At 73.0% G+C, this 21,218-nt stretch carries 18 protein-coding genes, 2 pseudogenes and 1 riboswitch; of the genes and pseudogenes, 15 read left to right on the top strand and 5 right to left on the bottom strand.

The features are described 5' to 3' along the window. On the bottom strand, nucleotides 1-767 hold a 767-nt coding region (locus tag MW084_RS07550; protein WP_275563806.1), incomplete at its 3' end, for a cysteine desulfurase family protein. 234 nt (nucleotides 768-1,001) lie between these two features. Here MW084_RS07550 and ctaC point away from each other — a divergent pair. From ctaC to MW084_RS07530, 4 genes are all read left to right on the top strand, one after another. Next, nucleotides 1,002-1,970 carry an aa3-type cytochrome oxidase subunit II gene (gene ctaC, locus MW084_RS07545; protein WP_010471123.1) on the top strand — a complete coding sequence of 323 codons (969 nt, stop codon included), beginning with the start codon at nucleotides 1,002-1,004 and terminating at the stop codon, nucleotides 1,968-1,970. Next, nucleotides 1,967-3,715: an aa3-type cytochrome oxidase subunit I gene (gene ctaD / locus MW084_RS07540; RefSeq protein WP_010471122.1), complete on the top strand. Its 1,749-nt coding sequence runs from the start codon at nucleotides 1,967-1,969 to the stop codon at nucleotides 3,713-3,715. The genes ctaC and ctaD overlap by 4 nt, the downstream gene beginning before the upstream one ends. Further along, nucleotides 3,712-4,110 (top strand): cytochrome c oxidase subunit 4, encoded by a 399-nt coding sequence (locus tag MW084_RS07535; protein ID WP_010471120.1) that lies wholly within the window; start codon nucleotides 3,712-3,714, stop codon nucleotides 4,108-4,110. Before ctaD ends, MW084_RS07535 begins: the two co-directional genes overlap by 4 nt. A gap of 109 nt (nucleotides 4,111-4,219) precedes the next feature. Continuing rightward, the gene (locus MW084_RS07530; protein ID WP_010471118.1) at nucleotides 4,220-5,467 is read left to right on the top strand and encodes a L,D-transpeptidase; all 1,248 of its coding nucleotides are present in this window, start codon (nucleotides 4,220-4,222) and stop codon (nucleotides 5,465-5,467) included. Between the two features lie 35 nt (nucleotides 5,468-5,502). Here MW084_RS07530 and MW084_RS07525 read toward each other — a convergent pair whose 3' ends face one another. Then, nucleotides 5,503-5,904, bottom strand: coding sequence for a DNA-binding transcriptional response regulator (locus tag MW084_RS07525; protein ID WP_010471115.1), 402 nt, complete (start codon nucleotides 5,902-5,904; stop codon nucleotides 5,503-5,505). Nucleotides 5,905-6,106: 202 nt separating this feature from the next. On the opposite strand from MW084_RS07525, the gene ctaE reads away from it, so the two are divergent. The 6 genes from ctaE to MW084_RS07495 all read left to right on the top strand — a co-directional run bounded on the left by ctaE (nucleotide 6,107) and on the right by MW084_RS07495 (nucleotide 13,285). Beyond that, nucleotides 6,107-6,727 carry an aa3-type cytochrome oxidase subunit III gene (ctaE, locus tag MW084_RS07520; protein ID WP_010471113.1) on the top strand — a complete coding sequence of 207 codons (621 nt, stop codon included), beginning with the start codon at nucleotides 6,107-6,109 and terminating at the stop codon, nucleotides 6,725-6,727. A gap of 62 nt (nucleotides 6,728-6,789) precedes the next feature. Then, nucleotides 6,790-7,599 (top strand): cytochrome bc1 complex diheme cytochrome c subunit, encoded by an 810-nt coding sequence (gene qcrC, locus MW084_RS07515; protein ID WP_010471109.1) that lies wholly within the window; start codon nucleotides 6,790-6,792, stop codon nucleotides 7,597-7,599. Further along, nucleotides 7,596-8,645, top strand: coding sequence for a cytochrome bc1 complex Rieske iron-sulfur subunit (gene qcrA / locus MW084_RS07510; RefSeq protein ID WP_010471107.1), 1,050 nt, complete (start codon nucleotides 7,596-7,598; stop codon nucleotides 8,643-8,645). The genes qcrC and qcrA overlap by 4 nt, the downstream gene beginning before the upstream one ends. Then, entirely contained in the window at nucleotides 8,642-10,267 is a 1,626-nt protein-coding gene (gene qcrB, locus MW084_RS07505) for a cytochrome bc1 complex cytochrome b subunit (protein ID WP_010471106.1), read from the top strand. Before qcrA ends, qcrB begins: the two co-directional genes overlap by 4 nt. 118 nt (nucleotides 10,268-10,385) lie before the next feature. After that, nucleotides 10,386-11,450 carry an anthranilate phosphoribosyltransferase gene (trpD, locus tag MW084_RS07500; protein WP_010471104.1) on the top strand — a complete coding sequence of 355 codons (1,065 nt, stop codon included), beginning with the start codon at nucleotides 10,386-10,388 and terminating at the stop codon, nucleotides 11,448-11,450. 109 nt (nucleotides 11,451-11,559) lie between these two features. Beyond that, a riboswitch (SAM riboswitch) is annotated at nucleotides 11,560-11,678 on the top strand. A 194-nt stretch (nucleotides 11,679-11,872) separates the two neighbouring features. Continuing rightward, nucleotides 11,873-13,285 carry an aminotransferase class V-fold PLP-dependent enzyme gene (locus tag MW084_RS07495; RefSeq protein WP_275563526.1) on the top strand — a complete coding sequence of 471 codons (1,413 nt, stop codon included), beginning with the start codon at nucleotides 11,873-11,875 and terminating at the stop codon, nucleotides 13,283-13,285. Between the two features lie 18 nt (nucleotides 13,286-13,303). On the opposite strand, the gene MW084_RS07490 is transcribed toward MW084_RS07495, so the two are convergent. Together MW084_RS07490 and MW084_RS07485 are read right to left on the bottom strand one after the other, a co-directional pair. Further along, nucleotides 13,304-13,585: an Lrp/AsnC family transcriptional regulator gene (locus MW084_RS07490; protein ID WP_010471099.1), complete on the bottom strand. Its 282-nt coding sequence runs from the start codon at nucleotides 13,583-13,585 to the stop codon at nucleotides 13,304-13,306. After that, a pseudogene (locus MW084_RS07485) lies at nucleotides 13,582-14,302 on the bottom strand (rhomboid family intramembrane serine protease). Before MW084_RS07485 ends, MW084_RS07490 begins: the two are co-directional and overlap by 4 nt. A gap of 489 nt (nucleotides 14,303-14,791) precedes the next feature. Between MW084_RS07485 and MW084_RS07480 the strand changes: the two are divergent. From MW084_RS07480 to MW084_RS07460, 5 genes and pseudogenes are all read left to right on the top strand, one after another. After that, nucleotides 14,792-16,156 (top strand): NYN domain-containing protein, encoded by a 1,365-nt coding sequence (locus MW084_RS07480; protein ID WP_010471096.1) that lies wholly within the window; start codon nucleotides 14,792-14,794, stop codon nucleotides 16,154-16,156. A gap of 329 nt (nucleotides 16,157-16,485) precedes the next feature. Beyond that, the gene (locus MW084_RS07475; RefSeq protein WP_029553538.1) at nucleotides 16,486-17,511 is read left to right on the top strand and encodes a C40 family peptidase; all 1,026 of its coding nucleotides are present in this window, start codon (nucleotides 16,486-16,488) and stop codon (nucleotides 17,509-17,511) included. A 246-nt stretch (nucleotides 17,512-17,757) separates the two neighbouring features. Beyond that, nucleotides 17,758-18,428: pseudogene (locus MW084_RS07470) on the top strand (coiled-coil domain-containing protein); the annotation flags it as partial. Nucleotides 18,429-18,436: 8 nt separating this feature from the next. Continuing rightward, nucleotides 18,437-18,783 (top strand): C40 family peptidase (locus MW084_RS07465; RefSeq protein WP_275563525.1); only part of this gene is annotated, 347 nt, incomplete at its 5' end. Nucleotides 18,784-18,887: 104 nt separating this feature from the next. Continuing rightward, nucleotides 18,888-19,964 (top strand): hypothetical protein, encoded by a 1,077-nt coding sequence (locus MW084_RS07460; RefSeq protein ID WP_010471093.1) that lies wholly within the window; start codon nucleotides 18,888-18,890, stop codon nucleotides 19,962-19,964. On the opposite strand, the gene MW084_RS07455 is transcribed toward MW084_RS07460, so the two are convergent. Continuing rightward, nucleotides 19,934-21,199: a glycosyltransferase 87 family protein gene (locus tag MW084_RS07455; protein WP_010471092.1), complete on the bottom strand. Its 1,266-nt coding sequence runs from the start codon at nucleotides 21,197-21,199 to the stop codon at nucleotides 19,934-19,936. The two genes, MW084_RS07460 and MW084_RS07455, sit on opposite strands and share 31 nt — an antisense overlap. Nucleotides 21,200-21,218: the final 19 nt, after the last annotated feature.

Here is a 21,218-nt window from a genome sequence, read left to right as displayed (position 1 = left end):
CCCTCCGCCGCCGCCTCGCTCTGCACGGCCCGCAGCGACGCCGCCGCCGCCACGATCGCCGGCAGGTTCGGGAACCCGGCCGAACGCCCCGACTCCCGCTCGTCCGCCGGCCCCGCCGCCGCGAACCGCACCCCCTTGCGCACCACCAGCAGCCCGACCCCCGCCGGGCCGCCCCACTTGTGGGCGCTCGCCGTCAGCAGCGACCAGTCCCCGTCCACCGGACCCCACGCCAGCGACTGCGCCGCGTCCACCAGCAGCGGCACCCCCGCCGCCCGGCAGGGCTCCGCCACCTCCGCCACCGGCTGCACCGTCCCCACCTCGTGGTTGGCGGACTGCAGGCACGCCAGCGCGGTGTCCTCGCGCAGCGCCCCCGCGTACGCCTCCGGGGCCACCGCGCCGGACCGCTCCACCGGCACCCGCTCCACCGTCCCGCCCGCCGCCTCGTGCGCCTCGGCCGCGTGCAGCACCGACGAGTGCTCCACCGCCGACACCACCAGGTGCCGGCCCGCCCGGCGCCGCCCCGCGAGGGCCCCGGTGACGCCGGAGTGGACCGCGTGCGTCCCCGAAGGGGTGAACGCGAGCTCGTCCGGGCGGCACCCCACCGCCTCCGCCGCCGCCTCCCGCGCGGCGTCCAGCAGCAGCCGGGCGCGCCGGCCCTCCCGGTACAGGCGCGCCGGGTCGGCCCACCCCTCGTCCAGGGACGCCTGGAGCGCCTGCCGGGCGACGGGGTGGAGGGGAGCGGAGGAGGCGACGTCGAAATAGGCCATCCGGCAACGCTAACCCGGAGGTTGCCGACGGGCCGGAAACAGGCCCGCCACCTGCGCTCACAATCCGAAAGAGGGGCCCGGCGGCGCGTTGGGCACCCTCCCCGCGCAGCCCCGGATGGCGTCCAGTAGGGTTTGGTCCGCATAAACATCCAAACCCTGCCCGCGCCAGGGCGGCGACCGACCAGAGAGACGGCCGCAGCCGAGCCGCGGGCGAGACTCTCGGGAAGGCGCTACGTGAGTCCCAACGGCTCCGACCGCTCGTCGCGGCGCCCGATGCGGCGGAAGCTGCCGCAGGTGCTGACTGCGGGCCTGATCCTGGCTACCGCCTCCGGTTGCTCGTACAACTGGGAGGACTTCCCCCGCCTCGGTATGCCCACCCCGGTGACGGAGGAGGCCCCGCGGATCCTCTCCCTCTGGCAGGGCTCGTGGGCGGCTGCGCTCGCCACGGGCCTGCTCGTGTGGGGCCTGATCCTGTGGAGCGTCATCTTCCACCGGCGCAGCCGCACCAAGGTCGAGGTTCCTCCGCAGACCCGGTACAACATGCCCATCGAGGCGCTGTACACGGTGACCCCGCTCATCATCGTCTCGGTGCTGTTCTACTTCACCGCGCGTGACGAGTCCAAGCTCCTCGCCCTCTCCGACAAGCCGGCCCACACCATCAACGTGGTCGGCTACCAGTGGAGCTGGGGCTTCAACTACATCGAGAACGTGGACGGCGACGCCGCCACGGGTGCCAAGCCCTCCCCGGAACTCGGCGCCATCCCGGACAAGTGGCAGAAGCAGTTCCCCGCCGGTGCCGAGGGCGTCCACGACGCGGGCGTCCCCGGGACGCGCAACCCGCAGACCGGCAACCCCGGCCCGACGCTGTGGCTGCCCAAGGGTGAGAAGGTCCGGTTCGTCCTGACCTCCCGCGATGTCATCCACTCCTTCTGGGTGGTCCCCTTCCTGATGAAGCAGGACGTCATCCCGGGCCACACCAACGCCTTCGAGGTGACCCCCACCCGGGAGGGCACCTTCCTGGGCAAGTGCGCCGAGCTGTGCGGCGTCGACCACGCCCGGATGCTCTTCAACGTCAAGGTCGTCTCCCCGGAGCGCTACCAGCAGCACCTCAAGGAGCTGGCCGAGAAGGGGCAGACCGGCTACATCCCGTCGGGCATTGAGCAGACGGACCCGGCCAGGAACGCGGAGAACAACCAACTGTGAGCATCCTCAACGAACCCCAGGGTGCCGCCGCGGCAGCCGGCGGCTCGAAGGAGCCGTACGAGAACGAGTTGCCCGTCCGGCGCAAGCAGCCCGGTAACGTCGTCGTCAAGTGGCTGACCACCACCGACCACAAGACGATCGGCACGCTCTACCTGGTCACCTCGTTCGTCTTCTTCTGCATCGGCGGTCTGCTGGCGCTGTTCATGCGCGCCGAGCTGGCCCGCCACGGCACGCAGATCATGTCGAACGAGCAGTTCAACCAGGCGTTCACGATGCACGGCACGATCATGCTGCTGATGTTCGCGACGCCGCTGTTCGCCGGATTCGCGAACTGGATCATGCCGCTGCAGATCGGCGCGCCCGACGTGGCGTTCCCGCGGCTGAACATGTTCGCCTACTGGCTCTACCTGTTCGGCTCGACCATCGCCGTGGCCGGCTTCCTCACCCCGCAGGGTGCCGCCGACTTCGGCTGGTTCGCCTACACCCCGCTCTCGGACGCCATCCGCTCCCCGGGCGTCGGCGCCGACATGTGGATCATGGGCCTGGCCTTCTCCGGCTTCGGCACGATCCTCGGCTCGGTCAACTTCATCACCACCATCATCTGCATGCGCGCCCCCGGCATGACAATGTTCCGCATGCCGATCTTCACCTGGAACGTGCTGCTGACCGGTGTCCTGGTCCTGCTCGCGTTCCCGGTCCTCGCCGCCGCGCTCTTCGCGCTGGAGGCCGACCGGAAGTTCGGCTCGCACATCTTCGACGCGGCCAACGGCGGCGCCCTGCTCTGGCAGCACCTCTTCTGGTTCTTCGGCCACCCCGAGGTGTACATCATCGCGCTGCCGTTCTTCGGCATCGTCTCGGAGATCGTCCCGGTCTTCAGCCGCAAGCCGATGTTCGGCTACATCGGCCTGGTGGCCGCGACCATCGCGATCGCCGGCCTGTCGGTGACGGTGTGGGCCCACCACATGTACGTCACCGGCGGTGTGCTGCTGCCGTTCTTCTCCTTCATGACCTTCCTGATCGCGGTACCGACCGGTGTGAAGTTCTTCAACTGGATCGGCACCATGTGGAAGGGCTCGCTGTCCTTCGAGACGCCGATGCTCTGGACGATCGGCTTCCTGGTCACCTTCACCTTCGGTGGCCTGACCGGTGTGATCCTGGCCTCGCCGCCGATGGACTTCCACGTCTCCGACTCGTACTTCGTCGTCGCGCACTTCCACTACGTCGTCTTCGGCACCGTGGTGTTCGCGATGTTCGCCGGATTCCACTTCTGGTGGCCGAAGTTCACGGGCAAGATGCTGGACGAGCGCCTCGGCAAGATCACCTTCTGGACGCTGTTCATCGGCTTCCACGGCACGTTCCTCGTCCAGCACTGGCTGGGCGCCGAGGGCATGCCGCGCCGCTACGCGGACTACCTGGCCGCGGACGGCTTCACCGCGCTGAACACGATCTCCACGATCAGCTCGTTCCTGCTCGGCCTGTCGATCCTGCCGTTCTTCTACAACGTCTGGAAGACCGCCAAGTACGGCAAGAAGATCGAGGTCGACGACCCGTGGGGCTACGGCCGGTCCCTGGAGTGGGCCACCTCCTGCCCGCCGCCGCGCCACAACTTCCTCACCCTGCCGCGCATTCGCTCCGAATCGCCGGCGTTCGACCTGCACCACCCTGAGATCGCCGCGCTCGACCAGCTCGACAACCACGGCCGCGAGGCCGACGCGCTGGTCGGCGGCAAGGAGGCCGGCAAGTGAAGATCCAGGGCAAGATGTTCATCTGGCTGAGCTTCTTCATCCTGGCCATGGCCGTCCTGTACGGCCTGTGGTCGAGGGAGCCGGTCGGCACCACCGCGCTGTTCATGGCCTTCGGCCTGGCGATCATGGTCGGCTACTACCTGGCCTTCACCGCCAAGCGGGTGGACGCCATGGCGCAGGACGACAAGGAGGCCGACGTCGCGGACGAGGCCGGCGAACTCGGCTTCTTCTCGCCGCACAGCTGGCAGCCGCTGTCCCTGGCCGTCGGCGGCGCGCTGGCCTTCCTGGCCGTCGCCCTCGACTGGTGGCTGATGTTCTTCTCCCTGCCGATCATCCTGATCGGCATCTGGGGCTGGGTCTTCGAGTACTACCGGGGCGAAAACCAGAACCAGTGACCGCCCCGCGGCGGTGAGGGACCCGGCGGACTCCGGAAGGAGGCCGCCGGGTCCCTCTTTTGCAGTCATCCGGCGTGCCGCGCTCGACAGCCGTTCCTACGGTGTGCTCATGAGCCACAAGCCGAGCCTCCGCATAGCCCTGAGCTGCTCCCTGCTGGCCGCCGCCGCGGGCGCCGGCCTGGCCGGCTGCGAGGAGCCGGACGGCCACCCGCTCTCCGCGCGGCCGTACGACGCCGCCCGGCAGGTCTCCCTCGACGGCCTCTCCGAGGGCCGCGAGGTGCCCCTCGACGCACCCCTCACCCTCACCGCCCGGGACGGCGACGCCCGCATCACGGACGTCACCGCCGTCGACGAGGCGGGCCGCCACCTGGCGGGCGAGCTCTCCGCCGGCGGCGACCGCTGGCGCTCCACCGGCCCGCTCGCCGCCGGCGCCCGCTACACCGTCCGGGTCGCCACGGAGAACGGCGACGGCGCCCCGGGCGTCCGTACGCTGACGTTCAGGACGGCACGGGCCGAGAAGCTCCTGAAGGTGGATTTCGGGCCGGAGCCGGGCAAGTACGGCGTCGGACAGCCCCTCACGGCGGTCCTCGGCGCCCCCGTCACCACCAGGGAGGGCCGCGTGGCCGTCGAGCGCGCCCTGAAGGTCCGCTCCACCCCCGCCGTCACCGGCGCCTGGCACTGGGTCGACGACAGGGAGCTCCACTTCCGGCCCAGGGAGTACTGGCCCGCGGGCGCCTCCGTCACCCTGACCAGCGACCTCGCCGGCGTCCACGTCGGCGGCGGGTTCTACGGCACCGACACCCCTCCGCTCCGGATCGACATCGGCGACCGCGTCGAGGCCGTCACCGACGCGTCGGCCCACCGGATGGTCGTCAAGCGCAACGGCGAGGTGGTCAACACCATCCCGGTGACGACCGGCAAGCCCGGCTTCGCCACGCGCAACGGCATCAAGGTGGTGCTGGAGAAGCAGGCGTTCGTCCGGATGCGCAGCACCACCGTCGGCATCGCCGAGGGCAGCAGCGAGTCGTACGACCTGCCCGTCCACTACGCGACCCGCGTCACCTGGAGCGGCGAGTACGTCCACGCCGCGCCCTGGTCGACCGGCTCCCAGGGGTCCGCCAACGTCAGCCACGGCTGCGTCGGCATGTCCACCGAGAACGCCGCCTGGTTCTTCGAGAACGTCCGGCGCGGCGACATCGTCCAGGTCGTCAACAGCCAGGGAGAGCGGATGACCCCGTTCGGCAACGGCTTCGGCGACTGGAACCTGTCCTGGGACCGGTGGCGCCAGGGCAGCGCCGTCCACGCCGGTACCCGCGAGGGCGCCGACCCCGCCCGGCTGCGGCCCCGGCCGCTGTAGCGGGCGCGGGGCCGCGGGNTGAGGGGNGTGGGGGNTCAGGCCTCCACGGGCAGGCGGCTGCGCAGCAGCGCCGCCAGCGCCTCGGGCAGCTCCGCCGGGTCCACCGGCAGCGTCACCGCCGCGTCGGCCCGGCTCCACGTCGCCAGCCACGCGTCCTGCGGCCGCCCGATCAGCAGCAGGACCGGCGGGCAGTCGAACACCTCGTCCTTGATCTGCCGGCACACGCCCATCCCGCCCGCCGGGGCGGCCTCGCCGTCCAGCACGCACACGTCGACGCCGCCCTCGCCCAGCCGCTCCAGGACCGCGGGCAGCGTCGCGCACTCGACGTACTCGACCGGGGGGACGTCGGCCGCGGGACGACTCCCGGCCGCCAGCCGCACCTGCGCACGGGTGCTCGCGTCGTCGCTGTAGACCAGTACGGTGGCGCTGGACTGCATGGTTCCTCCGAGTTCGTAACGGGCAGTGCTCGGTAACCGATGCGGCGGATGCTACTCCTCCCCACGCCCGCCGGCACCGGTCCGGCGCCGCTCCGGGCCCGCCCCCGGCCGGCCGCCGGGACGCGACGGGCGGGGCCTTCGGAGGGGCGGGGACACTCCGAACGGCACCCCCGGAGTGAGGGCGGGATAAGCGACCGACATAATGTCGGTCGTGGCGACAGCAACGACAGTAGACACCGGGCACGCGCACCCGTCGGTCAATCGACCGAACCTCACCAGCGTCGGGACCATCATCTGGTTGAGTTCCGAGCTGATGTTCTTCGCGGCCCTCTTCGCGATGTACTTCACCCTGCGATCGGTAACGGGTGCCGAATACTGGTCCGAGCAGGCGGGCCACCTGAACTTCCCGTTCTCGGCGACCAACACCACGATCCTGGTGCTCTCCTCCCTCACCTGCCAGCTCGGCGTCTTCGCCGCCGAGCGCGGCGACGTGAAGAAGCTGCGCACCTGGTTCATCGTGACGTTCGTCATGGGCGCGATCTTCATCGGCGGCCAGGTCCTGGAGTACACGGAGCTGGTCAAGGACGCGGGCATGTCCCTGTCCTCCGGCCCGTACGGCTCCGTGTTCTACCTGACCACGGGCTTCCACGGCCTTCACGTGACGGGTGGCCTCATCGCGTTCCTGCTGGTCCTCGGCCGGACGTACGCCGCGAGGCGATTCACTCACGAGCAGGCAACCGCTGCCATCGTCGTGTCCTACTACTGGCACTTCGTCGATGTGGTCTGGATCGGCCTCTTCGCCACGATCTACATGATCAAGTAATCGGGCCCGGCCCGAACTTCCAGCAAGCATCGACGCAGAAGATCCTGACACCGGGGTAATCCGTGAAAAAGCTCTCCGCACGACGACGCCATCCGCTGGCGGCGGTCGTCGTCCTACTTCTCGCGCTGGCGGCCACCGGGGGGCTGTACGCCGCGTTCGCACCCGCGCGCACGGCACAGGCCGACGAGACCGCCCAGTCCCTCGCCATCGAGGAGGGCAAGAAGCTCTACACCGTCGGCTGCGCGAGCTGCCACGGCACCGCCGGTCAGGGCGCCTCCGACGGCCCGCCCCTGGTCGGCGTGGGCTCCGCCTCGGTCGACTTCCAGGTCGGCACCGGCCGGATGCCCGCGCAGCAGCCGGGCGCCCAGGTCCCGAAGAAGAAGAACATCTACACGCAGGCCCAGATCGACCAGCTCGCGGCGTACATCGCGTCGCTCGGCCCCGGCCCGATCACCCCCACCGAGAAGCAGTACAGCGTGGAGGGCGCGGACGTCGCCAAGGGCGGCGAGCTGTACCGCAACAACTGCGCCCAGTGCCACAACTTCACCGGTGAGGGCGGCGCGCTCACCAAGGGCAAGTACGCGCCGAGCCTCGACGACGTCGACGAGAAGTACATCTACGAGGCCATGCAGTCCGGCCCGCAGAACATGCCCGTCTTCCCCGACACGACGCTGCCGGAGAAGGACAAGAAGGACATCATCGCGTACATCAAGGCCGTCAACGGTGAGGAGACGCCGACCCCCGGCGGCTTCGCGCTGGGCGGTCTGGGACCGGTCAGCGAGGGCCTGTTCGGCTGGATCTTCGGTCTGGGTTCGCTGATCGCCGTCGCCGTCTGGGTCGCGGCCCACACCGCTAAGGCCAAGAAGTCATGAGTAGCCAAGAGATTTCCGAAGAGAGCCTGCCGTACGAGCAGGACACCGCGCACGGCAAGGCACTGGCCGAGAACCCGTTCGCCGACCCGGGGCTGCCGCCCCACAAGCCCCGCATCCAGGACATCGACGAGCGGGCCGCCAAGCGTTCGGAGCGCACGGTCGCCCTGCTGTTCACGATCTCGATGCTGGCCACGATCGGCTTCATCGCCTCGTTCGTGATCTTCCCGGTCGAGAAGATCGTGTACGTGTGGCCGCTCGGCCACGTGAGCGCGACCAACCTGTCGCTCGGCCTGACGCTGGGCATCGCCCTCTTCTGCATCGGCGCCGGCGCGGTCCACTGGGCCCGCACGCTGATGTCGGACGTGGAGGTCGCCGACGAGCGCCACTCGATCGAGGCGACCCCGGAGCTCAAGGCCAAGGTCCTGGCCGACTTCGCCCAGGGCGCGGAGGAGTCGGGCCTGGGCCGGCGCAAGCTGATCCGCAACACCATGTTCGGCGCGCTGGCCATGGTGCCGCTCTCCGGTCTGGTGCTGCTGCGCGAGCTGGGCCCGCTGCCGGAGAAGAAGCTCTTCCACACCTCGTGGGCCAAGGGCAAGCAGCTCATCAACATGAACACGATGGAGCCGCTGCGCCCCGAGGACGTCGCGGTCGGCTCGCTCACCTTCGCCATGCCGGAGGGTCTGAGCGAGGAGGACCACGACTTCAACACCAAGATCGCCAAGGATGCCCTGATGATCGTCCGGATCCAGCCGGAGGACATCAAGGACAAGCGCGAGCTCGAGTGGTCGCACGACGGCATCGTGGCGTTCTCCAAGATCTGCACCCACGTGGGCTGCCCGATCTCCCTGTACGAGCAGCAGACCCACCACGTCCTCTGCCCGTGTCACCAGTCCACCTTCGACCTCTCCGACGGCGCCCGCGTCATCTTCGGCCCTGCCGGCCACGCCCTCCCGCAGCTGCGGATCGGCGTGAACGACAAGGGATTCCTCGAGGCGCTCGGCGACTTCGACGAGCCGGTCGGTCCTGCATTCTGGGAGCGCGGATGAGTACCGCACACAACGCGAAGCGGAAGGCGCCCGCCGGCGAGCGGGTGGCCGACTGGGCGGATGGCCGGCTGGGGATCTACACCCTGGCCAAGGGCAACATGCGGAAGATCTTCCCGGACCACTGGTCCTTCATGCTGGGTGAGATCTGCCTCTACAGCTTCATCATCATCATCCTCACGGGTGTGTACCTGACGCTGTTCTTCCACCCGAGCATGAACGAGGTCGTCTACCACGGCAGCTACGTGCCGATGCAGGGCGTCCGCATGACCGAGGCGTACGCCTCGACGCTGGACATCAGCTTCGACGTCCGCGGCGGTCTGCTGATCCGGCAGATCCACCACTGGGCGGCGCTGATCTTCATCGCCGGCATGTTCGTGCACATGATGCGCGTCTTCTTCACCGGCGCGTTCCGCAAGCCGCGCGAGATCAACTGGCTGTTCGGCTTCCTGCTGCTCGTCCTCGGCATGTTCACCGGTTTCACCGGCTACTCGCTCCCGGACGACCTGCTCTCCGGCACCGGTGTGCGCTTCACGCAGGGTGCGATCCTGTCCGTGCCGATCGTCGGCACGTACCTGTCGATGTTCCTCTTCGGCGGCGAGTTCCCCGGTCACGACATGGTCGCCCGGTTCTACTCGATCCACATCCTGCTGCTGCCGGGCATCATGCTCGGGCTCATGGTGGCCCACCTGATCCTGGTCTTCTACCACAAGCACACGCAGTTCGCGGGCCCCGGCCGGACGAACAAGAACGTGGTCGGCATGCCGCTGCTGCCGGTCTACATGGCCAAGGCCGGCGGCTTCTTCTTCCTGGTCTTCGGTGTCATCGCGGCCATCGCCGGCATGTTCACCATCAACCCGGTGTGGGCGCTCGGCCCGTACCGGCCGGACATGGTGTCCACCGGCGCCCAGCCCGACTGGTACATGGGCTTCGCCGAGGGCCTCGTCCGCGCCATGCCCGGCTGGGAGATCAACCTCTGGGGCCACACGCTGGTCCTGGGCGTGTTCGTCCCGCTGGTCCTGTTCGGCCTGATGCTGGCCGCGATCGCGGTCTACCCGTTCATCGAGTCCTGGATCACCGGGGACAAGCGCGAGCACCACATCCTGGACCGCCCGCGCAACGCCCCGACGCGGACGGCGCTCGGCGTCGCCTGGGTCACCGGCTACATGGTCATGCTGATCGGCGGCGGCAACGACATCGTCGCCACCTACTTCCACATGTCGATCAACGCGGTCACCTGGTTCGTCCGGATCGCCTTCTTCGTCGGACCGGTCCTCGCGTTCATCATCACCAAGCGGATCTGCCTGGGCCTCCAGCGCCGCGACCGCGACAAGGTGCTGCACGGCCGCGAGACCGGCATCATCAAGCGGCTGCCGCACGGTGAGTTCGTCGAGGTCCACGAGCCGCTCAGCCAGGCGCAGATGTACGCGCTCACCGCGCACGAGCAGTACGCCCCGGTCGAGATCGGCCCGACGGTCGACGACAACGGCGTCGAGCGCAAGCCGACCGCCATGCAGAAGCTCCGCGCGAAGCTGAGCAAGGGCTACTACGGCGAGGGGAACCAGATCCCCAAGGCCACGGCGGAGGAGCACAAGGAGATCAGCGCGGGCCACGGCCACCACTGATCGACCGACCCGAAGGTCGCCACGCAAGAAGGGCCCCGTCCGTTCCCGGGCGGGGCCCTTCGCCGTCCCCGGCTCGCTAGGCTGGGGCCGTCCAACCGTCACGGACCAGGGAGCGACCATGAGCGCCGTACCGCCCGCCGGAGGCCCCACCGCGGCGGGCCGCTCCTGGCCCGCCGTCCTCGACGCCCTGCTCTCGGGCAGGGACCTCGACGCGGACGCGACCGCCTGGGCGATGGAGCGCATCCTCAGCGGGGAGGCGACGAACGCGCAGATCGCCGGCTTTGCGGTGGCCCTGCGCGGCAAGGGCGAGACCGTGGAGGAGATCTCCGGCCTCGTCCGCACCATGTACGCCCACGCCCGGACCATCGAGGTCCCCGGCCCGTCGGTCGACATCGTCGGCACGGGCGGCGACGGCGCGCGGACCGTCAACATCTCCACCATGTCGGCGGTCGTCGTCGCCGGTACGGGCGCGAAGGTGGTCAAGCACGGCAACCGCGCCGCCTCGTCGGCGTCGGGCGCCTCCGACGTCCTGGAGAAGCTCGGCGTCAACCTGGAGCTGTCCCCCGAGCGGGTGGCCGAGGTGGCGCAGGAGGCGGGGATCACGTTCTGCTTCGCCGTCCGGTTCCACCCGGCGCTCCGCCACGTGGCCGCGGCCCGCAAGGAGCTGGGCATCCGGACGACGTTCAACTTCCTGGGCCCGCTGACCAACCCGGCCCGGGTCCGCGCCCAGGCGACGGGGGTGGCCGACGCCCGGATGGCGCCGATCCTGGCCGGGGTGCTCGCCGGGCGCGGCTCGTCGGCGCTGGTCTTCCGCGGCGATGACGGGCTCGACGAGCTGACCACGACGGCCGGGTCCCGGGTGTGGGTCGTCCGGGACGGGAGCGTCCGCGAGGAGGTCTTCCACCCGCACGACGTGGGCCTCGACGTGGTACCGGTGGAGGCCCTGCGCGGCGCCGACGCCTCGTACAACGCGGACGTGGCGCGCCGGCTGCTGGCCGGCGGGACCGGGCCCGTACGGGACGCGGTGCTGCTGAACTCGGCGGCGGCGCTGGTCGCGCTGGACCCGTCGGACGCGCCGCTGGCCGAGCAGTTGCGGGCCGGTATGGCCAGGGCGGCCGAGTCGATCGACTCGGGGGCCGCCCGCGACGTCCTGGACCGCTGGGTGCGGGTCACCAACCGCTAGCCGCCGCGGGCCCGCGCCGCCACTCCGCGGGCCCGCGCCGCCGCGCGGGGCGCCGTCCCGGGGCGCCGCCTTGCGGGACGACCGGGTACGTGTGGCAGGATGCCCGGCAGGTCACGAGTGACAGCGACGAAGGCCCCGGCCCGCTGTCCGGCAACCCTCCGTCCGTGGCGGGGTGCCCCGGGTGAAGACCAGGCCGCAGGCAGAGAAGGCCCGCGGCAAGCGCGGGCCCCTGCACACCCTGGGGTCCTGGTCCCGAGGGAGTGGTCTCGTGAGCAAGCGAATGCGTTAGGGCCCTTCGGCCCCTTCCCCCTCCTCCGCGCGGTCGCCGCCGCGCGTCGAGGCGCCCCCCGCGTGCGCACGGCCGTCGAGCCGTCCCGCGGGCCCCGTCCCCGTTCGCCTTCCTCTCACCGGGAGAGTCCGCCATGTCCGCGTACCCGAACTCCGACGACCTCCTACGTGCCGGCGTACCCGAGTCCTCCGCCCCGGCCGCTCCCGGGCTGCCGCTGCCCGTCCTCGGGCGGGACGTGACCGTGCCGCTGGCCGGCGGCGGGGAGATCGGGTACGCCGCGCTGGACCACGCGGCCAGCGCCCCGGTGCTCCAGCGCGTGTGGGACGACGTCGCCGCGTACGCGCCGTACTACGGCAGCGTCCACCGGGGCGCCGGGTACCTGTCGCAGCTCTCCACGGACCTGTTCGAGAACAGCCGCGGCACGGTCGCGCGGTTCCTCGGCTGCCGCCCCGGCGACCAGGTCGTGTTCACCCGCTCCACGACCGACTCGCTGAACCTGCTCGCCCGCGCCCTGCCCGCCGGCTGCGAGGTGTTCGTCTTCGAGACCGAGCACCACGCCTCGCTCCTGCCGTGGCGGGGCGCCCGTGTGACGTACCTGGACGCGCCGCGCACCCCCGGGCGGGCGGTGGAGGCGCTGGAACGCGCCCTGGCCGACCGGGACCCCCACGGGCCCGCCCTGGTGTGCGTGACCGGCGCCTCCAACGTGACCGGCGAGCTGTGGCCCGTACGGGAGCTGGCGGCCGCCGCGCACGCGCACGGCGCGCGGATCGTGCTGGACGCCGCCCAGCTGGCGCCGCACCACCCGGTGGACGCGGCGGACCTGGACGTGGACTGGGTGGCGTTCTCGGGGCACAAGATGTACGCCCCGTTCGGGGCGGGTGTGCTGGCCGGGCGGGCCGACTGGCTGCGGGACGCCGAGCCGTACCTGGCGGGCGGCGGCGCGTCGCGGACGGTGGTCCGGCGGGCCGGCGGCGGGATGGACGTGTCCTGGCACACGACGGAGGCCCGCCACGAGGCCGGGTCGCCGAACGTGATCGGCGCCTACGCCGTCGCCTCGGCCTGCGCGGCGCTCACCGCGGCGGGGTTCGACGCGCTCGTCGCCCGTGAGCGGGAGCTGACCGCACGCGTACGGGAGGGACTGGCCGGGGTGCCCGGGGTGCGGGTGCTGTCGCTGTTCGGCGACGACGCCCCGCGCGTCGGCGTCCTGTCCTTCGTCGTGGAGGGCTGGAGGAGCGCGGACTTCGCCGCGGAGCTCTCCGCCGGGTACGGCATCGGCGTCCGCGCCGGGCTGTTCTGCGCCCATCCGCTGCTCGGGGCCCTGCTGGGCCGGTCGCCGCAGGGACCGGGGGAGTGCGGGGCGGAGGCCGGGCCCGGAGGGGCGACGCTCGACGCGGTCCGGGTCAGCTTCGGCGCGGGGACGCCGGACGAGCACCTCGACCGCCTCGTCCGGGCCGTGCGGGAACTGGTCCGGGACGGCGCCCGGAGGGAGCGCCGCGCCCCGGCCGCGCCCGCCGCATGGCCGGTTCCAGTTCACTCGTTCGAGTGAATCAGGGAGGGGGGAGGGTCAGGTGTCGAGGCCGATCGCGAACGCCGCCTCCAGGTCGTGCTGCGAGTACGTGCGGAACGCGACGTGGGTGTCCGTCGCGACGACGCCGGGGATCTTGCTGATGCGGCCGGGGATGACGTCGGCCAGGTCGTCGTGGGCGGGCACGCGGACCATGGCGATCAGGTCGTAGGTGCCGGTGACGGAAAAGACCTCGCTCACGCTGTCGAGCGCGGCGATCGCCTCCGCGATCTCCGGGATGCGGTCCACGCTGGTCTTGATGAGCACGATCGCGGTGATCACGGCTGTCCCTCTCCCTCGGTGGCCGCTGCTGGGGCCCTCACTCTAGTGCCCCGGCAGTGCGCCCAGGCGTAGAGGAACCCCAGCGCGAACCCGATCAGGTGCGCGAGGTAGGCGACGCCGGGGCCGCTGCCGGCCCCGCGCGCCGCCGTCCACTGCAGGGCGAACCAGAAGGCCAGGACGATCCAGGCGGGGAAGCGCAGCGGCAGGAAGAACAGGAAGGGGAAGAGGCTGGTCACCCGCGCCCGGGGGAAGAGGTACAGGAAGGCGCCGAGCACCCCCGAGACCGCGCCCGACGCCCCCACCAGGGTCTGCCCGCTGTCCGCGTGGACCAGTGCGTAACCGGCCAGGGCGAGGCAGCCGCACACCACGTAGAACACCCCGAACCGGAGGTGCCCCATCCGTTCCTCGGCCATCGTGCCGAAGACGAAGAGGAACAGCATGTTCCCCAGCAGGTGCAGCCAGTTGCCGTGCACGAACAGGGCGCTGAGCGGGGTGAGCAGCGCGGGGAGGGACCCGCTCAGGAGGTCCGCGGGGATCACCCCCCCAGCGCCGGAAGTACGCGCTCTGCGCGGCGAGCAGGGCGTCCCCGGCGTCCCGCGGGGCCGTGAGCCCCGAAGCCGGGCCGAGGGCGAAGACCAGCGCGCACACCCCGATGACCCCGTAGGTCACCGAGGGGCCGGTGGCGGCGCGGCGCAACGCTCCACACCAATCGATCACGCGCAGATCATGACGTAGGGGGAGCGAGCCGGACAGAGTGCCGCGCCGGGGCGCCGGCACCCCGGCGGGCCCCGCCCTCTCCGCGCGGGCGGGGCCGGGAAGGCCGTAGGGTTGCGGGCGTGTCCGGGCCGCCGCGGGGCACCAGCGGTCCGGGGGTGCATCGCGGACCGGGACGGCGGGGCGACCGGACCGCGACGAGGACGGCGTCACGGCGACGGTTCCCCGGCCCGCCGCCGGCACCCGCCGGCGCCGTGCCCCGGGCGGCGGTCCGGCCGGGTCCGCCGTGACGCNCCCCNNGGGTGGGGCCGCGGGGCGCNCCGCCCGTCCGGACCCGCCGGGGAAGCCCGCGGTGGAGGGGCGAGGGGCGGTCGGTGAGACCATCGAGCGGTGCGGCGCGGTGGACGGGCCGGGCGCCGGCCCCGGAGTGCGCGCCCGGGACGACGGGCGGCCCGGTGGAGTCGGAACGGACGGGTAGTGGGGTGACGGATCGTGGCGCAGTCCGCAAGCGGCGCTGAGTCGGCCGGTGCGGCCGGTGGCGCCGCCGAGGCGCTCGACCGCCCGCTGCCCGAGGCGGTGCGGCGCCGGGTCGTCGGACTCGCCGCCGAGGCGTTCGGGAGCCTGACGCTGCCCGAGCTGCCGCCGCAGCTGAGGCAGTACGCCCGGTTCACCCCCTCCCGGCGCGTCCGGTTCGCGGGCAACGCGATGGCCGCGGCCCTGGAGGGCGACGCGCCGTTCCGGCGGCGCGTCGGCGAGTGGCTGCGGACCGCCCAGCCGGAGCTGTCCTCCGCCGTCGAGTCGGGCGCGCCGCCCGCCGCCGCCGACCCGGCCGACGTGGCGGCCGTCGCGTACGTGCTGCGCCCCGCCGACTGGGTCAAGCTGGTCGCCGCCGCGGGCGAGGAGGTGCAGCGGGCGGACGCCGAGCGCGCCGACGAGGCGGGCCGGCGCGAGCTGGAGCGCCTGCGCGAGGAGCTGGCGGAGGCCCGTGCGCAGACCCGGACCGAGACGGAGCGGCTGCGTTCCGAACTGGAGGCGGCCCGCCGGGAGGCCGAGTCCCTCCAGCGCAAGCTCCGCAGCGCCCTGAGCGACGTCAGGCGCGGCGAGGCCGCCCTGCGCCGCGCGCGGGCCGAGGCCGACGGCGCCAGGGCGGACGCCGCCGCCCGCGTCTCGGCCGCCGAGAGCGAGACCCGCCGCCTCAGGACCCGGCTGGGGGAGGCCGAGGCCGCTCTGGAGGCGAGCCGCCGGGCCGCCCGCGAGGGCCGCTCGGTGGAGGACGTACGGCTCCGGCTGCTGCTGGACACGGTCCTGGAGGCCGCCCAGGGGCTGCGCCGCGAACTGGCCCTGCCCCCCGTGTCGGTACGGCCCGCGGACTCCGTGGACGCGGTGGAGCCCGGCCGGATGTCGCCGAAGGACGTCGCCGCCCGCGCGTTGTCCGAGACCGACCCCGCCCTCCTCGACCAGCTCCTCGCCCTCCCGCAGTCCCATCTCGTCGTCGACGGCTACAACGTCACCAAGACCGGCTATCCCACGATGCCGCTGGAGAAGCAGCGGCTGCGGCTGCTCGGCGGGCTCTCCGCGCTCGCCGCCCGCTCGGGCGCGGAGGTCACCTGCGTCTTCGACGGCGCGGAACTGGCCGCCCCGGTGCTGCTCGCCCCGCCGCGCGGGGTGCGGGTGCTGTTCTCCAAACCGGGGGTGACCGCGGACGAGCTGATCCGCCAGCTCGTCCGCGCCGAGCCCGCGGGCCGGCCGGTGGTGGTGGTCTCCAGCGACCGGGAGGTGGCCGACGGCGTCGCCGCGTCCGGCGCCCGGCCGGTCGCGTCCGTGATGCTGCTGAAGCGGCTTTCGCGGCTCTCGTGACCCTTGACCGTGATACCCCGTTTCGAGGGTTCCTCCGGAGAACACAGCGTCAACTCCCCCTGACGCGCTGTGGAGTCGCGGTAAAGAAAGTGCCCGGTGAGCGAGATTTTTCTCATGAGGATTTGAACTGATCACAACTCCGTCACTAGGGTCTGGGCTCGAACCTTCGCGCGGTTGACCGTCCATCCGGGACGGCAGCGAAGGCACCGCCTGAACCGTGCAGTTCGGATGTGGGTCACGGGGGAGTGTCCGGACGCCCGGCACGGCACCCGGGGCATCGACCGTCGCCCCGGCAGGCGGCTCGAACGAGGAAGAAGGAGCTCGCCTCCGTGGCGTCCCACCGTCGACCCAAGCAGCCGAGCCGCGCCCGCGTGACCGTGCTCACCGCGACCGCCGCCGCCGCTGTCGCCCTGACTTCCCAGGCCGCCTCGGCCACTCCGCAGCCGAGCAAGGAACAGGTCAAGGAGAAGGTCGACAAGCTGCACCACGAGGCCGAGGAGGCCACGGAGCAGTTCAACCTCGCCGACGAGCGCCGCGAGAAGCTCCAGCAGGAGGTGACCGCCCTCCAGGACCAGGTCGCCCGTGGCCAGGAGGAGCTCAACACCCTGCGCGACAGCATCGGTTCGGTCGCCAGCGCCCAGTACCGCAACGGCGGCATGGACCCCGCGCTCCAGCTGTTCCTCTCCTCCGACCCGGACGACTACCTCGACAAGGCGTCCGCCGTCGACCAGCTCTCCGCCAAGCAGGCCGAGACGCTGCGCACCATCCAGGCCAAGCAGCGCGCCCTCGCCCAGCAGCGGGCCGAGGCCACGGCGAAGCTCGCCGACCTGGAGGACGTCCGCAAGTCCCTCGGCGAGAAGAAGGAGAAGTTCCAGGCCAAGCTCGCCGAGGCGCAGAAACTCCTCAACACGCTCACCGCCGAGGAACGGCGCAAGATGCGGGAGAAGGAGGAGCGCGCCAGCCGCGACGCCGGCGAACGCGTCGAGCTCGGCAACGAGGTGCCCGCCTCGCAGCGCGGCGCCGCCGCGCTCAACGCCGCCGCCACGCAGGTCGGCAAGCCGTACGTCTCCGGTGCCGAGGGCCCCAACTCGTACGACTGCTCCGGCCTGACGCAGTGGGCCTACCGCCAGGCCGGCGTCAGCATCTCCCGCACCACCTACACCCAGCAGAACGACGGTGTGAGGATCGGCCGCAGCCAGCTCAAGCCGGGCGACCTCGTCTTCTTCAACAACCTCGCCCACGTCGGCCTGTACGCCGGGAACAACACCGTCCTGCACGCCCCGAAGCCGGGCGCGTCCGTGCGCTACGAGTCGATGGAGTACCTCGGCGCGTTCCAGTTCGGCGTCCGCGTCTGAGCCGCCCCGCCCGCGCCCCGGGCACCTGAGGCGCGCGGGGCGCCGGGAGCGCTCCCGGCCCNCCCGCCCGCACGGCCGATCGGGGGATCTCCNNNCCCNCNNGCCCGCCCTCCGCCCCGCCGGTGACCTGTGGTTCCCGGCGGGGCGTCACTCCCTGCGCACCGCCGGGCCTTTGGCCGGCCCGCGGCCGTCCGGCTACTGTCTGCCGCGCAACAGCCGCCGACACAGCCGAAGGGAGCGCGGCCCGTGGCCTCCCACCGCCGTCCCCCTCGCCCGGGCCTCCACCGGAGCGCCACCAGGGCCACCGTCCTGTCCGCCGCGGCGGCCACCGCCGTCGCCGCCTTCGGCGCCACCCCGGTGAAGGCCGAGCCGGCCGGTCCCGCCGGCACCGTCCGCGCCCGCGTCGACCGGCTCCACGCCGAGGCGGAGCGGGCCGTGGAGGCCTTCAACGCCGCCGACGAGCGCACCGACCGGCTCCGCCGGGACGCCGGGGCCGCCCGCGACGGCGTGGCCCGCGGCCAGGAGCGCGTCAACCGCCTGCGCGGCGTGCTCGGCGCGGTCGCCGGCGCCCAGTACCGCTCCGGCGGGATCGACCCCGTGCTCGCGCTGATGCTGTCCGGGGAGCCCGACACGTACCTCGACAGGGCCGCCGCGCTGGACCGGATCGGCGAACGGCAGGCCGCCCTCCTCACCGGCCTCCGCCTCGCCCAGCGGCGCCTGGACCAGGAGCGCGCCGAGGCCGCCCGCGCCCTCGCCGAACTGGAGCGCGCCCGCACGGCTGCGGCCCGGCACCGGCGGGACGTCGAGCGGAGGCTCGCCGCGGCGCGGGCGCTGCTGGACTCCCTGCCCGCCGGGGAGCGCGACGCCCTCGGCCGTGCCTCCCGCGACCCCCGCGACGTCCCGCCGCCGGCGGCGGGNGNNGCGNCGCCGCGGGCCGCCGCCGCCGTGCGGGCCGCCCGGTCGGCGGTGGGCAGGCCGTACGTCTGGGGCGCGAACGGGCCCGGCGCCTTCGACTGCTCGGGCCTCGTGCAGTGGGCGTACGCACGGGCCGGGGTCGCGCTGCCGCGCACCTCGCAGGCGCAGCGGGACGCGGGACGCCGGGTGGCGCTGTCGGAGGCGCGGCCGGGCGACCTGGTGACGTACCGCCCCGACGCGAGCCACGTGGCGATGTACGTGGGCGGCGGCCGGGTCGTCCACGCCCCCCATCCGGGCGCACGGGTCCGCTACGACCCGGTGGGCATGATGCCCGTCTCCGCGGTGACCCGCGTCTGAGGCGCCCGGTGGTCCGCATGCCGCCTCGGCCCCGCCCCGGACCGCGCCGGGCGCCGGGCGTCTACGATCGGCGCGTGGGTGTTCCGGGACGTTGGGCGGCGACCGTGCTCGCGGCGGTCGCGCTGGTCGCGGGGTGCACCCCGTACGGGGCGCCGCCGGCCTCCGGCATCCGCGACGCGGTGGAGGCCCACCGCCGGCCCGCGCTCGGCGGCGCGCCCCTGGCGTCCTGGACGTACCGCGTCCTCGCCGTGCGGCAGGACGGCCGCCGCGCGTCCGTCGACGCCGAGCTGACCTACGCCCTCGACGGCTACGACCGCGCCCCGGCCACCGCCCGGCGCCGCCTCGACCTGGCGGAGCGCGACGGCCGGTGGCGCGTCACCGGCGACCGCCCCGCGCAGGGGCAGCCCGCCCAGCTCTGGGACCACGGCCCGGTCCGCGCGGTGCGCGGCGCCCGCAGCCTCGTCCTGGGCGTCGGCCACCCCCCGGCGCGGCTCGGCGAGGTCGCCGCGGCCGCCGACCGCGCCGTCCCCGCCGTGACCGCCGCCTGGCCGGGCGGGCCGTGGCGGGGGAGGGTCGTCGTCCTCGTGCCCCGGTCGCTCGACGCCATGGCCGCCCTCCTCGGGGAGGCCCCCGCCGCGTACCGGGGCACCGCGGCGGTCACCACCGGCCGCACCGGCGGCGGGGCCGCCGACCGCGTGGTGGTCAACCCGGAGGCGTACCGGGAGCTCGGCGACTTCGGGCGGGACTTCGTCCTCGCCCACGAGACCGCCCACGTCGCCACCCGCGACGCCACGACCGCCGCCACGCCCCGGTGGCTCTCGGAGGGGCTGGCCGACCGGATCGCGTACCGGGGTACGGGCCGCACGGCGGCCGAGGGGGCGCCCGAACTGGCCCGGGCGGTGCGCGCGGGGAACGGGCCGGCGGGGCTCCCGTCCGACGCCGACTTCTCCTTCGGCGGCGACCCCGCCGTGGTGGCGCGCGCCTACGGCGGCGCCTGGCTGGCCTGCGAACTGATCGCGGACCGGTGGGGCGAGGAGCGGCTCGCCGACTTCTACCGCGCGGCCGGGCGGTCGGGTGAGCGCCGTGCCTTCCGGGACGTCCTGGCGACCACGCCGGAGGGGTTCACCCGCCTCTGGCGGGACCGCCTCCGTCAGGAGTTCAGCAGTGCCTCGTCGCGGTGACCGCCCTGGACCGGCACCCGCGCCGGCCCGGCCTCCGCGGCGCGCAGCCGCGGCTCGGTGACCGTCTGCCGCCACAACTGCCGCGCCGCGACCACCGACGCCGCGACGAGCAGCCCGTTGCGGACGAACAGCAGCGCCAGGCCCAGCGCGTCGCTGGCCACCACGTGCGAGAACCAGATCGGGAACTCCAGGAGCGTCACCCCGGTCGCCACCAGCACCAGCAGCGCCGCCCGGCGCATCCGGCTCCGCCGCCACACCAGGCACACCGCGGCGAGCCCGACCAGCCACAGCATGTACTGGGGGCTTATCACCCGGCTCGTCGTGGTGAACAGCAGCACCGCCACGAACGCCGCGTCGGCCGGCGTCGTCGCGCCGAACTCCCGCGCCCGCAGCCGCCACAGCGCCAGCCAGCCGAACGCCAGCGCCGTCAGCACCATCGCGGCCCCGCTGACCAGCGGCACGTACGGGCCGAGGAACTCCACCGACCCGTAGTTCAGCCGCACCTCGCCCTCCCAGGCACCGAGGAACCGCGCCACGTGGAACACCATCGCCCCCAGCGACTCCACCTCGGTGCCGCGGTCGCGCTGGAAGGTCAGGAACGCCAGCGCGCCCGGCGCCGCGAGGACGCACAGCGCCAGCACCACCGCGCCCGACACCGCCGCCGCCGTCCACGAGCGGCGCGTGACGCGCCCCCGCGACGTGCCGGCGAGCAGCAGCACCGGCCACACCTTCAGCAGCGCGCCGACCCCGGCGAGGACGCCCATCGTGCGCGGGTTGCGGGCCCCGGCCAGCAGCGCCGCGACGGCGACGGCGGTGACCATGAGGTCGTAGCGGGAGTACGAGGTCGGTCCGAGCAGCGGCACGCCCACGAGCCACACCCAGGCGCCCGCGTGGCTCTTGCCGGGGCGCCCGCCCGCGTACACCAGCAGCCCGAACACCACCGCGTCGCAGGCGAGCGCGAGGACGAAGAAGGCGTGCGCGTACTCCAGGAACGGCAGCAGGCCGGGGGAGAGGATCGCGAACGCCGCGGCCGGCGGGTACTGCCACGTCACGTCGTCCAGCGGGTACGTCCCGCCGCGCAGCACCTCGTACCAGCCGAAGTAGATCACCGAGACGTCGGTGGTGACGTCGGGACCGGGGACGAAGACGATCCGGAAGGTGTAGAGCAGGAGGACGGCCCTGCTGAGCAGCCAGAGGCCCACCAGGGACGATCGCGGTCCGCTCGGGTGCTTCATCAGTACCTCGTCCGGTTTC

The sequence above is a fragment of the Streptomyces sudanensis genome, assembly GCF_023614315.1.
Lineage (GTDB): Bacteria > Actinomycetota > Actinomycetes > Streptomycetales > Streptomycetaceae > Streptomyces > Streptomyces sudanensis.
This window is presented reverse-complemented; position numbering and strand designations above follow the sequence as displayed.